Raw genomic sequence first — 13,722 nt, 5'->3', positions numbered from 1 at the left:
TGTCAGTGTCCCGCCCGTTTTCCTCGTTCGCAAGCCCTATTGGGCGACTTGGGACACCGCTGACATCAGCTCCTGCGGGTTTGGCGCCCCAAACATGTATCGCCCACCCTCTGGAACCTCCGTGAAGCTCCAGCGGACGATCCCCTGTCGGTCCAGCAGGAACTGACCGACCAGTTGTCCGTGTCCCGTTGCCATCATCTGCTCGTCGGCTTCGGTCAGTTCGTAATGGTCCCTCTTGTCGAGGATCTCGCCGGCCGCAATAGGATCCATCGGACCGGGCAACTCGCTTGGTATGTCGACCCGCATATCCTTTACCGCTGCCATCGAGACTTTGTACGGCCAGTTGGTCTCGTTTTCGGTGAATTCGAGATTGGGCAGTCCAAAAGCACGATGTGAAGCGCGTTCAGGGTCGGAGGCCGCAAGCAGATTCGGCATCGGGTGGTAACGGAAATAGAGACGCGCCCGTTCGATCGGCGTGTTGACCACCGTCAGGCTCTCCACGCCCTTTTCGCGCAGCTCCGGATCAAGCCGCGCCTGGGCGGCGATATGGCGCCGGCAAAACGCACAATGCAGACCTCGAAACAGGCCGACCAGCACCGGTCTTTGTCCTCGAAAGTCGTCAAGCGCGATTTTGCCTTCCTTGGTAATGGCGTCGAGTACCACGTTCGGCGCACGGTCGCCCGGTTGAAGCGGTACCAAGTCGCTACGCGCGGACATTTCCAACCTCCAACCCGGCTAATCGAGAAAAGGCAGCACCACAAGCGCTTCCGGGTCGAGCCCGTGCTGGGCGCATATACCCTGCGCCAGGGAAAAGTAGCGTTCGGCCTCGGCCAGATTGTCGAGGTCGAGATTAAGCGTTGCCAGACCATCATAGCACGGAAACAGCAGTTGGGGCTCGCCCGTTTCGCGGGCTACGTCCAGTGCTTCGTGGAACAAGCCAACCGCCAGTTCCGGACGGCCGTGGCATTGGTGGATCTGCGCAAGCACGATCAACGGCACCGGCAGGTGCTCGCGCTGGTCGAGCGCCCGGTCGATCTCGATGGCCTTCTCGGCAGCAGGCACGCCCTCCGTTGGACAGCGATCCGTGAAAGTACAACAAGCAACCGCCAGATTGGCGAGGAGGCGCGCTTGGAAACCCAAGTCACCAATATGGCGCGCCACTTCCAGACCGCGCCGACAGACCTCCATCGCCCGTGCCGGATCGATGGTCGTGTAAAGCACGCCGAGATTGGTGTAGCCGCGGCAGGCCGCGCCCAGTAGACCGGCGGCTTCGGCCAATTCAATGCTATGCTCAACCTGACGCACGGCTTCACGGTTTCGCCCAAGGCGAGCCAACGCAACAGCCTTGGTATTAAGTGCCTCGGCGGTCACAAGAGTGGCATCACACCCTACCTCGGAGACATGCTCCGTTGTCAGAGAGCGTACGCAATCCAGCGCCGCGTCTGCCCATTTTGCCGCGAGAGCGTGATCTCCGCTACGGAACGCCTGTCGGCCACGTTCTTGCCAGAGATGCGCCTGCTCGATCGGGGCATCCGCTCCATCGAGGAGCGCTGCCGCTTCAGCATAGCGGGATTCTGCGTTGTCCCGCTTGCCGACGTCCCAGAGCAGCCGACCGATCTTACGCAAAACTCGCGCCGATGCGACACGATTGGCTGACTCGCGGTATGCCTGCAACACCGTCTCGTAGTGGTGGTGCGCGATCTCGCGACGGCCTATCGGGCCGCTCAAATCGGCAATGCGCTCTGCAATTGCCAGTTTGAGTGGTGTTTGCCCGATCGCGCCCAACGCAGTCAGTGCTCGCTCGTAGAAACGAAGGGCGTCGTCGTTGGCGTATATCATGCGAGCGCGATCGCCCGCCGCCTGCAGGTAATGCGCGCCCCTCTCCCGCTCGGCGCTCTGTGCGAAATGATGACCGAGCACGGTCAAATCCTCGAGCCGTTCCGGCTTGCCGCCGCACACTTGCTCCAAGGCAGCACCGACCCGCCCGTGGATGTCGGTCCGGCGTTGCAGGAGCATATTCTGGTAGATCACGTCCTGCAGCAATGTTTGCGTAAAGCGGTAGCTTTGCGACGAGACCGAGCCTGATCCGGCAACTTCCTCGATGATTTCCGCATCGCAAAGCAGTTCGCAGCCGGCTTCTAGCCGGCCGGGGTCGGCTGTCACGGCTTTCAGAAGTGTGGCATCGAAGCGCTGGCCGATTACCGCGGCTTCCTGGGCCAGCCGCCGCACCTCTTGGGGCAGCCGGTCGACGCGAGCAAGCAACATTGCCTGGATGGTGGCGGGAATGCCGGTTGCGAATTCGCCTGCCACAGTCCGCCATCGCTGGCCCTCGCGCATCAGTACACCGCGATCGACAAGGCCGCGGACGATCTCCTCTACAAAAAGGGGGTTGCCGCCCGCGCGCCCAAGGATCTGGTCGAGAAGCCCTCCTGCGGAGTTTACCCAGCTCTCGCCGAAAAGCGCCGCCAGCAGGCTGCGTCCGTCATCATTGTTGAGCGGCGAAAGCCTGAGCGCTGTGTGACTGACCCGACTTGAGTCGAGCTGGCCGTTGTCCGGCGCCGGACGATGCGTGACCAGCAACATCAACCGCGTGCGTTCCAACCTGTCCATCACGAAACGCAGTGCCTCGAGCGACACGGCGTCGGCCCAATGCAGGTCTTCGACGACAATCAACAGCGGCGACAGCGCAAGCCGCCGTTCGATGATTGTGCGGACTGCGTAGAGAATTTGCCGCCGCAGCTGCTCGGGCTCGACATGCTGCAAGGTGGCATCGGGGTCGCCAAGGCCGAGCACATGGTAAAGCAAAGGCATCAGCCGCTTCGCCTCCTCGCCCTCCAGGCCGAGATCGGTAAGCAAGCCTGCGAGTTTCCCCCGCACTTCGTCCCCACTGTCGTTTTGCATCATCCCAGCAGCACTGCGCACCACTGCGCCCAAGGCGCCAAATGATTGTTCGCCCAGCGGTGAGCACGTGGCCAGCCGCACGGCGATGTTGCGAAAACGATCCTCGTCGCCGACGCGGGCGACGAACTCCTTCACCAGCCGCGATTTCCCGATACCGGCTTCTCCGACGAGGCGGACAAGTTGGGCCGAGCCGCTGCACGCCTGGTCAAGGCTCGCCATCATTCTATTGAGCTCCGCACCACGACCCATTATCGGCGCACTGAGGCCGAGCGCCTCAAGCCCACGCGCTGCACGCGGAGTCGCGAGCGGTGCATCCAGTCGATGGACGAGCACACTGCCAGCCTTGCCGCGAAACACGACATCACCGAGCGATTCGTAGGAGAAGGCATGCCGGGTCAGCCTGTGAGTGAGCTCGCCTACCAGCACCTCACCCGGTGCGGCCAGCGATTGCAGGCGTTGCGCCGTATTCACTGTGTCGCCGGTCACCGAATAGGATTTGGCGGTGCCGATGCCCAATCCGCCAGTAACGACCGGACCAGTGTTTATCCCGATGTGGAGTAACAGAGGCGAGCCCGAGTGGGGGGTGCTTTCGCCGAGCCGCGCCGTCCGGGCGATCATGTCGAGAGCGGCGCGAAGCGCACGTTCCGGATCGTCCTCATGCGCGACCGGCGCACCGAACAAAGCGAGCAGTGCATCGCCGATGAATTTGTCGACGAAACCACCAAAGTTTCGCACGGCCGCCGTCAATTCCTTGAACAGTTGGTTCTGCAGCGCTTGCATGACCTCGGGGTCGAGCTGCTCGCTGAGCGTCGTGAAGCCGCAAAGGTCTGCGAACAGGACCGTGACCGTCCGTCGATCGGCGTCGGAGACGGGGTGCAGCCCATCTTCGCTTTCGATATTCGGAAGCAGCGACGGAGTCCGGGAAGGCGGCACAATGGTCCGGTTTGGCGTCGGAGCAGGCCGTTCAACCGCTTTTGCGGGCGCACCGACGCTTGCCCCACATTTCGGACAGAACTCGAAATCAGGTGCGCAGGGGTAGCCGCAACTGACGCATGGCACGGGCTGGCGCCTGCCACACCTCGGACAGAAGGCGTAACCGCCCTCAACCTCGAAACCGCAGCCCGAGCAGTCCATCGAACAAGACCTCTCTACAGGCCGTGACGCCGTGATCTCGCCACGCACTTCACGGCAGGCTATTAACAAGGATGCACCGATAGCCGTCGACCGGCAAGCGGCAGCGCAAATGGGCATCGAGCAATCCGTGTGGGTCCGGTGGCAGAGCGCTGCCGATTCGGGCGGCTGCGTGGCCGTCGTTTGCGAAAGTTCCCTCTTACCCTCCGTCTTCCTGCTATTGTGGAGATGAGGACACGGACCCATGAGCGAGAATCGTAAGCTAGTCGCAATCCTGGCTGCAGATGTGGTCGGATACAGCCGGCTCGCGAGCGCGGACGAAGATCGTACTTTGGCGAGGTTGCGGGCACTGCGCAGCGACCTGATCGAGCCGACCATCGCTGTCCACAACGGACGCGTGATCAAGCGCACAGGCGATGGCGCACTGGTCGAGTTCCGCAGTGTGGTAGACGCCGTGCGCTGCGCCCTCGAAGTGCAGAATGGCATGGTCGAGCGCAATGCCGGCGTGCCGCAGGACCGCCGCATCGAGTTCCGGATCGGCATCCATCTGGGGGATGTGGTCGAAGAAAGCGACGGCGATCTGATGGGCGACGGCGTCAACATCGCCTCGCGTCTGGAGGGCGTCGCGGCGCCCGGCGCCATCTGCCTGTCCGAGGATGCCTATCGCCAGGTCAAGGCGAGGCTCGACCTCTCGGTCAGCGATCTCGGCAGCACACAGCTCAAGAACATCGCCGAGCCCATCCGGGTCTATTCCCTGCAAGTCGGCAGCGCCGGAACCAAGGCGGCCGCGACAACGGAAACTGCGACGAGCCGGCCGCCGACGGCAGCGCCGCCAAAGCTGTCGATCGCCGTGTTGCCGTTCGCCAACATGAGCGGTGACGCCGAACAGGACTACTTCGCCGACGGCATCTCTGAAGATATCATCACGGCGCTGTCCAAACTGTCGCAGCTCTTCGTCATAGCACGCAATTCGTCATTCACCTTCAAGGGCCAGAACGTCAATGTGCAGGAGGTGGGCACCAAGCTCGGCGTGCGGCATGTACTTGAGGGCAGCGTACGCAAGTCGGGGAACCGGGTACGCATCACCGCGCAGCTCATCGATGCAACCTCGGGCGGCCATCTTTGGGCGGAGCGGTTCGATCGCGACCTGACCGACATATTCGCCGTGCAGGACGACGTGACGCAGCAGATCGTCGATGCGCTGGCGCTCAATCTGACTGAGGGTGATCGTCAGCGGCTGGCGCCCGAGCACCCGCGCAACACGGAGGCATATGACTGTTTCCTGCGGGGCCGGGAGCTGTGGCACCGGCTGACGAAGGAGACGAACATCGCAGCCCGCAACCTCTTGCAACGTGCCATCGAACTGGACCCGATGTTTGCCTCTGCCCACGCTTTCCTCGCCCTCACGCACGGACTCGATTACCTGAACAGGTGGAGTGCGTCGCCGCCAGAATCGATGGCGCAAGCGGAAGAGGTCGCAACGCGAGCGGTAACGCTGGATGGCAGCGATCCCTGGGCGCACTGGGCGCTGGCTATCGTCAAGCTGTACTCACGACGGCACGATGGGGCCATCAACGAGGCCGAGCGTGCGATAATCCTCAATCCGAACTTCGCCGAAGGGCACGTCATCCTCGGCGAGGCGCTGTACTATTCGGGCAGGTCCGAGGAGGCCCTCGAGAGTTTCGCCCGGGGGAAGACCTTGAATCCATACTTTCCGGATGTGCTTCTGCACTTTCAGGCTTTGGCCTCGTTTCAACTAGGAAGGTACGAAGAGGCCGTTGACCTCTTGATGCAACGGCTGGCTAGCAACGCTGTCACCGACGTCTCGCGCGCGCTTCTGGCCGCCAGCTACGGCCATCTGGGCCGTTTCGCCGAGGCCCGCGCGGCATGGCAGGAGGTGCTTCGCGTCAATCCCGATTATTCGCTGGAATACCGTCGCAAAGTCTTGCCCTACAAGAACCCTGCCGATTTCGAACTCGTGGTGGACGGGCTCCGCAAGGCCGGTGTCGTACAATGACAGGTGGCCTATGCGGCCGGATCAGACGCAGAGGCTCACCGATAGATCGCCGTCGCCTTGCGGTTGCGCACTACCTAGAGCAATTCCAGGGAAAGTGCGTACCGTTTTCCGTCAGGAATTGCGTCAAAAGTGAGGCTCAGGTCGCCTTGATCTCTGCCTGGCCGATCTTGCGCCATCGGGCGTTTTCGCGAACCAGTTTCAGGTCGTCGGTCGTCTCGGCAAATGTCCGCAAACGGTATTGCCGGAGCAGGTCCGGGAAGAGCGCCCCTTCCGGCAGGCCGGCAAGCTGCTCGCGGACCGAGATCTTTTCATCGATGACCCGCATCCCCCAGGCATTTTCCCGAACCTGCAGCTCCGCAGCCAGATCGCGCTCTTCCGGCGCGCTTTCGTCCAGCACAGCCAGCAGGATGGAGTGGAAAAGCGCTACATAGCCAATCTGTCTCAGGCCGCCCACAACCCGCACGCGCGGCAATATGGCAAGGACGAGGAACATCAGGAACAAGTTCGGCAGCAGCACGCCGTCCAGCAGCGCCTGCTTGAGATGCGGCCGCTCGAACGGGATGGAAAGACCATGCGGCCTATCAGGCTCGATCAGGTGCCCGTTCTCGAGGACGAGCTTTCGCACGCGCTCCTCGCGGATGCCCCAGAAATAGGCCGTGGCATTAGGCAGGAATCTGCCAAATGGGCTCGATGCGGCCTCTTGCAAGGCACGTTCGAGACGCTGGCGCCTTGCGGGCTCAATGAGCAGCCTGGAAAGAAGGCTGCCGTCATATTCTAGATGCCGCGCCATGGCAGCCGCGGCGAGCCGATCGTCGATGAAAACCGGCAGGGCCATGCCGGAACGATCCCAATCGGCGACCAGATCCTCGTTGAGGGCTGTCAGCGCATCGGCGGCGGTTCCAAAAACCTTGTCCTGGCTGGCAAGCAGTGTGCCCAGCCAGCGGCTGGCATCCGTTTCGTCGCCGACCGCTTCGAGCGCGCGCTTGTTGAGGGTGACGGGACCGGCCACGCAGGCGCTTTTGCGGCACAGTTTGTGGCGCCCCATGCCAAACAGGTTGATCTTGTCGTCTCCGACATCGAGCCATCCCGGCCCCTCCCGGCCAATTGTCTCCATGGTCATCGTCGTTCCCATGAAGCCGAAGAAGGCCGACAGCCCGTTTTCGACCGCGCCGAGCCAGGCAAGCAGGAGGGCATCGAAGGTGGTCCGGTCCATCAGAAGCAGGCAGTGCAGGCCGGACTGAATCACCGGTCTGTGCTCGAACTCGTCGAGGGCCTTGCAGATCTCTTCAGGCTGCATGATCGCACCAAGGCGCTGATGCAGGACTTCGCGCAGGATCGAGCGGGCAGCGATCGCCGGGCCCGATGCAGGCCTTGCCACCGGCCGCCACAGATGGCGGGCGTAATCGGAAACCGGTGCATTCCAGTTCTGCTCGATGTCACGCGCGACTTCCGGGCAGAGCAGCGACAGCACAGCCAGAATTTCCACCGGAGGCGTAGTGGTTGGGTCAAAGACGGCGGTCATTGGTCCCGTCTAGCCGCTTGCGGTGCAAACGCCAAGGGAGACCAGACTTGCGGCCGGCCCACACATAGCCCACACATAGATTGTCAACTCGATCAAGATGGTGTGAGACGAAATTGACCGTATTCAACGGAGTTCTCCATGAGCAAGCGCTGTCGCCGATTCGGCACGAATTGTTAGATTGGCTAAACAGTTAAGGCCAAACAGCGGCTCTCAGAACCGCAGCCGGGCCATGCTCAGGAGGTCGTGGTACTGCCCATCGGTAAAACCGGCCTTCACATGCCGGCCTTCGACCTCGAAGCCGTGGCTTGTGTAGAGGCGGACGGCCGGCTCGTTGTCGGCAAAGACGGTCAATTCGACCCGCTTCAGGGCGCGCCAGTTGTCGGCCACGTCAAGCAGCGCGCCAAGTATGGCAGAGCCGATACCCTTGCCGACATACGCATCGTCAAGGCCGATATTGATCTCGCCGATATGCGCACGGCGCGGCGAACTCTGCACGACCAGGCTGCCATGGCCGACGACCCTGCCGTCCAACTCGGCAACGATCCAAGTGGTTTCCTGGCCGGATTTGGCGATGCGCCGCTCCACCTGCTCCACCATCTCGAAGGGCATCCTCAGCGTGCCCCAGCGGAAGCCCGGCATGTTGAAGATAGCGCAAAGCGCCTCCGCATCGCTTGGCCGGACGGACCGGAGCTGCGGCTGGATTTTCTCGGAGGATGGCGAGGTCGTGCTGGTCATGGCGTTTTCCGGCGATGGCAATCGACCCGGCACGATGCACCGGACGTCACCTGAAAATCCAGCCGTCTCTGCAACCTATGATGCCGATTGCGAGCTAAAATACCGGGAGGCGGCGTAGAGTTTGAAGACGCCGCTGACGCCGATCCAGCCGAAAAGGGTGAGCCAGCACAATGTCCCGGTCGCCGTCCAGTCGATCCGGTGCACCGCAGCGTCGGTGATGCGATGCCAAGGATGGCAAGCAGGCCAATCAGGAACTGCGCCAAGCCGAGCACCAGCAGTTCCTCGCGCGGCGCGCTTCTCCAGACGAGATATATGCCGCCCGCACCGGCGAGGAAGATGGCGCTGTAGACCTGAGCGTGGAAGGCATCGATCGGCCATGGCCAGATGCTGCCGAATGTCAGGGGAAACAGCAACAGGCCGACGCCATAGAGCCCGAGGATCGCCGATTCCACCGGCATGTAGCCTCGCCATGCGGGATTCAAGGTCACGCCTTTTGCAGAAGGACGGGCCCTGGCCCGCCACAGGAACAGCCCGGATACCGCGACCGAAGCAAGATAGACCAAAAACCAGAGCCAGGGCGCTTTGCGCCGGAAGTCGAAATAGCCGAGATTGATGAACGAAACCACCGACACGATGACGGTGAAGATGAAGGCCATGACGAGCACGAGCCTGCCGGGCGACCAGCGATTCCAGACCACCAGCGCCGCCATCACGACCATTTCGGCGGTGTAGAAGCCGCCGAGGAAGCGGGCATTGAACGGCGTAACGGCCCAAGGCCAGCGCGGCTTGACCAGCGCGAAAAACAGGCCGGCGCCTACGATCAGGACGATGATGACCGCCCCAGAGAAAAGGCGCAGGGCCGCGGGAAATGGCGGGTTGTTGGATGTCGGCATGGAGAAAGCCCCAACGATGAATGGCCCCATGGACCATCATAGTGCCGCTTGCGGCCGGTGAAAATCCGCCGAATGGAATTGAACTGTCACCAGGCTTGGCCATTCGAATGGCCGTACGGTCCGTTTCGAAGTAAGATGGAGCACTCGGACCAAAGACCTGGTCCGGCCAAGACGCCTCGAGGGCGCATTTTCCGGAGCCTGCACGATGAACGAATCTCAGGATCTGTTCTCGCTTCTGCGGCAATCGACCGATGTCGATCCACAGGCAATCGACGCGATCAAGCGAACCATCGCGGAGGGCAAGGACCGCGAACTTTGCCGCATCAATGCGCCAGCCTTCGCCAGCAAGCATGGCCTCGACGAGGAACGCGCCATAAGCGCCTTTCTCCATGCAGCGCGGGTGGGCATCTTCGACATTTCCTGGAATGTTCTGTGCCCCGGCTGTGGCGGCGTGCTCGACACCAACGCCACGCTGAAAACCCTGCAGAAGGACGAATACACCTGCGCGCTGTGCTCCGAGGGCTATTCGCCGACCCTTGACGAAATGGTCGAGGTGACATTCACGGTCAGTCCCCGCGTGCGCAGGATTGCCGCACACAATCCGCACGAACTGCCGGTTGTGGAATATTTCCGCCAGATCTACTGGGCGTCCGGCGTCGATCTGCCGGAAGAGGATTTCGCGAAAAAGATGGAAGCGTTCTCGCTGGAGGATATCGAGCTTGCCCCCGGTGAAAAGGCGGTTCTGCCCATACAGCTTCCGTCCGAATTCATCATCGTCTTCGAGCCGGTCACCCATTCAGCCCAGTTCATCGACGGGAAGGGCGAACCAACAAAAGAGCGCCGAAGCCTCTCTTTGGTCTTCGACCGCGACCATGTCCAGAACCAGACGCTGGAGATGCAACCCGGCCCGTTGCGCATTTCGCTGGAAAACAGGACCGACACCCGCGTGCTGCCGACGGTCTTCATCGCCGGCCAGGTATTGCATGATTTCCTGGGCAAACGCCGGCCGTTCCTGACGGCCAAGCGCCTGCTCACCAACCAGACGTTTCGCGACCTCTATCGCACGGATACACTCGACATCGACCAGCGTCTGAAGATCACCAGCCTGACCTTCCTGTTCACCGACCTGCGCGGATCGACCGAGCTTTACGAGCGGGTGGGCGACCTTCCAGCCTTCGATCTCGTGCGCGTCCATTTCCAGGTTCTGCACGAGATCGTCGCGGCGGAGGCAGGCGCGGTGGTGAAGACGATCGGTGATGCAGTGATGGCGACCTTCGCGACGCCTGATCGTGCGATTGCTGCGGCCCTCAGGATGCGCGATGCCATGCGTGCGCTCAACGACAAGAGCGGGCGCGAGGATCTGCTGCTCAAGATCGGAGTTCATGCCGGCCCCTGCATCGCGGTGTCTATGAACGAGCGGCAGGACTATTTCGGCCAGACGGTCAACATTGCTTCGCGGGTCCAGAACCTTGCCAACGCACAGGCGATCTTCGCCACTCGTGCGGTGGTCGACGACGATCTCACCGCCGATCTGTTGCACAGGAACGCGCTGACGCCCGTGCCCCACGAGGTCTCGCTGCGCGGCATTGAGCGGGAGATCGCAGTGTATACGATCCCCTAAAGATTTGGCCGCTGAAGATTTGGGTCGTCTAGCCCCTCACACGCGCCTGCAGACAAAATACCGATCGGCGGGCACCGAAGGCGGTGGCGGGAGGCGTTGCAACAGCGGGTGATCGAGCGGCGTGCCGCTGACCGCTATGCCACCCACGCGAAGCAGGCGCGCGATCAGATCGGGAAGCCAGGTAGAGGTCACTGCATCGCGATCATCATAGCCGGTGCCGATGTCGGCATGAACAAGAGCCGCGTCGATGCCAATGAACCTGCTCGCCGTCTCGCGTATTTCGCCGAGCACGAGGTCTTCAGCTTCGGGAATTGAGCTGGCGTGTGCGCCAAGTTCGCGGTCGAACACCACGATCCGCCGTCCGGGCAGGCGCTCGCGCAGATGGTGGAACGTCCGGCCATTGCCGAGGCCGAGCTCGAGCACCAGCCCTTCCATTTTCGCCACCTCGGGGCAAACTTGATCGAGAATGTCGCGCTGTGCGGTCATCCTGCTGATGAAATTCTCGAGGCGAGTCATATGCGTTTGTGTGTCCTGAACCAGCTCAAGAGATCAGCAATGCCCCCGACCAGAACGGTTCACGGGTGAAACCCGAGGGCGACGTGTTAAACCCCGATCGCGTCGCGCCACATATAGAAGCGAACGATGAACACTGCAATAACCGAACAGGCTGCCGACAAGGATCATACCGGGTGGAGTCGGCGGCCCGGCGACGGAATAGCGATGTCACTTGTAGGGGTCTGCGGCGTCCCGCAGCCCGTCGCCGAGGAAGTTGAACGCCAAGATGACGAGAATGACGGGGAGCATCGGCAACAGCAGCCATGGATAGAACGCGATGACGCTGACGCTGCGCGCCTCGGTGAGCAGGATGCCCCAGCTGGTTATCGGCGCCCTCAGGCCGAGCCCGAGGAAGCTCAGCGCCGTCTCGCCCAGGATCATCCCGGGTATGGAGATCGTCGCCGTCGCGATCAGATGCGACATGAAGCCGGGAATGAGATGCCGCCCGATAATGCGGCTGCTTTTGGCGCCCATCAATTGCGCGGCCAGAACGTAATCCTCCTCGCGCAAGGCTAGAAGCTTTGAACGCACGGCCCGCGCCAGTCCGGTCCAGTCGAGCAGCCCGAGAATGACGGTGATGCCGAAATAGATCAGGATCGGACTCCAGGTTATCGGCATGATCGCCGCCAGAGCCAGCCATAGCGGAATGCTGGGGATCGATTGCAGAACTTCGATTATCCGTTGAACGATCAGGTCGAAGATACCGCCGTGATAGCCGGCCAGTCCGCCGATGACAATGCCGAGCAGGAAGCTGAAACTGATGCCGACGAGGCCGATTGTCAGTGAAATGCGTGCGCCATAGATGATGCGCGAGAGCACATCGCGCCCCAGCCTGTCAGTGCCGGCCAGAAAGAGCTGGCCGTTTTCGGCAGGGCAGACAAAATGCCTGTCACCTTCGATCAGGCCCCAGAACCGGTAACTGTCGCCCTTGCAGAAGAAACGGATCCGCTGAACATCATCCTGTTTCTCGATGTAGTTCCGCTTGAGCGTGTCCATATCCAGCGTCATCTGGCGGCCATAGACGAACGGCCCAACGAACTGGCCGTTGTGGAACAGGTGCACCCGCTGCGGCGGCGAATAGATGTAGTCCATGTTGCGTGTGTGCAGATCGTAGGGTGCCAGGAACTCGCAGATCAGTATCCCGAAATAAAGCGCTGCCAGGAATATGCCGGATATAACGGCAAGCCGGTGCTTTCGGAATTTCCACCACATCAGCCGCAACTGCGACGCCTGAAAGACCTTCGACTGCTCCGGCGTCATCGCCTCGACCGACTGCAGGTCAATGGGCGCGATGGAAACGTAGTGTTGCAGTGGAGCACCTGGAGCGGGCAGCGGCGAAAGCGTGTTCATTTGGTGCTGCCGCCCTGCAAACGAATTCGTGGATCAAGCAGCGCCAGCGCCAGGTCGGAAATCAGGACACCGATGACGGTCAGGAAGGCGAGAAACATCAGGAACGACCCTGCCAGATACATGTCCTGGCTTTGCAGCGCCTTGATCAGCATCGGCCCGGTCGTTTCCAAAGACAGCACGATCGCCGTGATTTCGGCGCCGGAAATGATGGCCGGCAGGATAGAGCCGATGTCGGAAATGAAGAAATTGAGCGCCATGCGCAGCGGATATTTGACCAGCGCCTTGAACGGATGAAGTCCTTTGGCGCGCGCGGTCACGACATATTGCTTGTGTAGCTCGTCGAGAAGATTGGCGCGCAGCCGCCTGATCATGCTTGCCGTGCCCCCGGTGCCGATGATCAAGACCGGAATCCAGATATGGGCGAGGATCGACTTCGCCTTGGCCCAGCTCATCGGCTCGCCGAGATATTGCTGGTCCATGAGATGGCCGATGGATGTGCCGAACCAGATGTTGGCGAAATACATCAGGATCAGCGCCAGCATGAAGTTCGGAATGGCAATGCCGAGAAGGCCGAAGAAAGTCAGGCCGTAGTCGCCCCAGCTGTATTGATGCGTGGCGGAGTACATGCCGATCGGAAAGGCGATGAGCCAGGTGAAGATGATCGTGACGAAGGAAACCAGCACGGTCAGCCACATTCGGTCCCCGACGACGTCGCGAACCGGCATCTCATATTCGAAGGAATAGCCGAAATCGCCGCGTAGCATCCCGCCGACCCAGTAGAAATAGCGAATGACCGGTGGCTGGTCGAAACCATAGTCCTTGCGCATCATCTCGATGCGATCGGAATCCACCGCTTCGCCCAGAGCCCGAAGCTCGGCAACATGGCTGTCGAAATAGTCGCCTGGTGGAAGTTCGATGATCGTGAACACCAGTGCCGATATGACCAGCAGCGTTGGAACCATTACGGCGATGCGCCAGACAAGATATCGAAGCACGC

10 protein-coding genes are annotated in these 13,722 nt (G+C 61.4%); 2 read left to right on the top strand and 8 right to left on the bottom strand.

The window, feature by feature from the left end:
* Positions 1 to 36 precede the first annotated feature (36 nt).
* Both CIT31_RS19790 and CIT31_RS19785 read right to left on the bottom strand, forming a co-directional pair.
* Positions 37 to 717 (bottom strand): peroxiredoxin-like family protein, encoded by a 681-nt coding sequence (locus CIT31_RS19790; RefSeq protein WP_095520018.1) that lies wholly within the window; start codon positions 715 to 717, stop codon positions 37 to 39.
* 18 nt (positions 718 to 735) lie between these two features.
* Positions 736 to 4,035, bottom strand: a complete 3,300-nt coding sequence (locus CIT31_RS19785) for an adenylate/guanylate cyclase domain-containing protein (RefSeq protein WP_108722853.1) — start codon at positions 4,033 to 4,035, stop codon at positions 736 to 738.
* A 241-nt stretch (positions 4,036 to 4,276) separates the two neighbouring features.
* Between CIT31_RS19785 and CIT31_RS19780 the strand changes: the two genes are divergently transcribed.
* Positions 4,277 to 6,049, top strand: a complete 1,773-nt coding sequence (locus tag CIT31_RS19780) for an adenylate/guanylate cyclase domain-containing protein (protein ID WP_095520016.1) — start codon at positions 4,277 to 4,279, stop codon at positions 6,047 to 6,049.
* Positions 6,050 to 6,185: 136 nt separating this feature from the next.
* Here CIT31_RS19780 and CIT31_RS19775 read toward each other — a convergent pair whose 3' ends face one another.
* From CIT31_RS19775 to CIT31_RS19765, 3 genes are all read right to left on the bottom strand, one after another.
* On the bottom strand, positions 6,186 to 7,571 hold the full coding sequence (locus tag CIT31_RS19775; RefSeq protein ID WP_095520015.1) for a hypothetical protein: 1,386 nt from the start codon (positions 7,569 to 7,571) through the stop codon (positions 6,186 to 6,188).
* A gap of 210 nt (positions 7,572 to 7,781) precedes the next feature.
* Positions 7,782 to 8,306, bottom strand: coding sequence for a GNAT family N-acetyltransferase (locus CIT31_RS19770; RefSeq protein WP_095520014.1), 525 nt, complete (start codon positions 8,304 to 8,306; stop codon positions 7,782 to 7,784).
* Positions 8,303 to 9,199 (bottom strand): hypothetical protein, encoded by an 897-nt coding sequence (locus CIT31_RS19765; protein ID WP_245316397.1) that lies wholly within the window; start codon positions 9,197 to 9,199, stop codon positions 8,303 to 8,305. The genes CIT31_RS19770 and CIT31_RS19765 overlap by 4 nt, the downstream gene beginning before the upstream one ends.
* Before the next feature lie 205 nt (positions 9,200 to 9,404).
* On the opposite strand from CIT31_RS19765, the gene CIT31_RS19760 reads away from it, so the two are divergent.
* Positions 9,405 to 10,820 carry an adenylate/guanylate cyclase domain-containing protein gene (locus tag CIT31_RS19760; RefSeq protein WP_095520013.1) on the top strand — a complete coding sequence of 472 codons (1,416 nt, stop codon included), beginning with the start codon at positions 9,405 to 9,407 and terminating at the stop codon, positions 10,818 to 10,820.
* Between the two features lie 36 nt (positions 10,821 to 10,856).
* Here CIT31_RS19760 and CIT31_RS19755 read toward each other — a convergent pair whose 3' ends face one another.
* From CIT31_RS19755 to CIT31_RS19745, 3 genes are all read right to left on the bottom strand, one after another.
* Positions 10,857 to 11,336, bottom strand: a complete 480-nt coding sequence (locus tag CIT31_RS19755; RefSeq protein ID WP_095520012.1) for a class I SAM-dependent methyltransferase — start codon at positions 11,334 to 11,336, stop codon at positions 10,857 to 10,859.
* 207 nt (positions 11,337 to 11,543) lie between these two features.
* Positions 11,544 to 12,725 (bottom strand): ABC transporter permease, encoded by a 1,182-nt coding sequence (locus tag CIT31_RS19750; RefSeq protein ID WP_095520011.1) that lies wholly within the window; start codon positions 12,723 to 12,725, stop codon positions 11,544 to 11,546.
* Positions 12,722 to 13,720, bottom strand: a complete 999-nt coding sequence (locus tag CIT31_RS19745; RefSeq protein WP_095520010.1) for an ABC transporter permease — start codon at positions 13,718 to 13,720, stop codon at positions 12,722 to 12,724. Before CIT31_RS19745 ends, CIT31_RS19750 begins: the two co-directional genes overlap by 4 nt.
* Positions 13,721 to 13,722 lie beyond the last annotated feature (2 nt).

The sequence above is a fragment of the Mesorhizobium wenxiniae genome, assembly GCF_002284535.1.
GTDB lineage: Bacteria > Pseudomonadota > Alphaproteobacteria > Rhizobiales > Rhizobiaceae > Mesorhizobium > Mesorhizobium wenxiniae.
Note: the sequence above shows the minus strand (reverse complement) of the source record. Positions and strands in the feature narration are given on the sequence as shown.

Coding starts and splice junctions, on each gene's coding strand:
- CIT31_RS19750 (WP_095520011.1), bottom strand. CDS start 12,725: ATGAACACGCTTTCGCCGCTGCCCGCTCCAGGTGCTCCACTGCAACAC.
- CIT31_RS19775 (WP_095520015.1), bottom strand. CDS start 7,571: ATGACCGCCGTCTTTGACCCAACCACTACGCCTCCGGTGGAAATTCTG.
- CIT31_RS19785 (WP_108722853.1), bottom strand. CDS start 4,035: ATGGACTGCTCGGGCTGCGGTTTCGAGGTTGAGGGCGGTTACGCCTTC.
- CIT31_RS19755 (WP_095520012.1), bottom strand. CDS start 11,336: ATGACTCGCCTCGAGAATTTCATCAGCAGGATGACCGCACAGCGCGAC.
- CIT31_RS19760 (WP_095520013.1), top strand. CDS start 9,405: ATGAACGAATCTCAGGATCTGTTCTCGCTTCTGCGGCAATCGACCGAT.
- CIT31_RS19765 (WP_245316397.1), bottom strand. CDS start 9,199: ATGCCGACATCCAACAACCCGCCATTTCCCGCGGCCCTGCGCCTTTTC.
- CIT31_RS19790 (WP_095520018.1), bottom strand. CDS start 717: ATGTCCGCGCGTAGCGACTTGGTACCGCTTCAACCGGGCGACCGTGCG.
- CIT31_RS19770 (WP_095520014.1), bottom strand. CDS start 8,306: ATGACCAGCACGACCTCGCCATCCTCCGAGAAAATCCAGCCGCAGCTC.
- CIT31_RS19780 (WP_095520016.1), top strand. CDS start 4,277: ATGAGCGAGAATCGTAAGCTAGTCGCAATCCTGGCTGCAGATGTGGTC.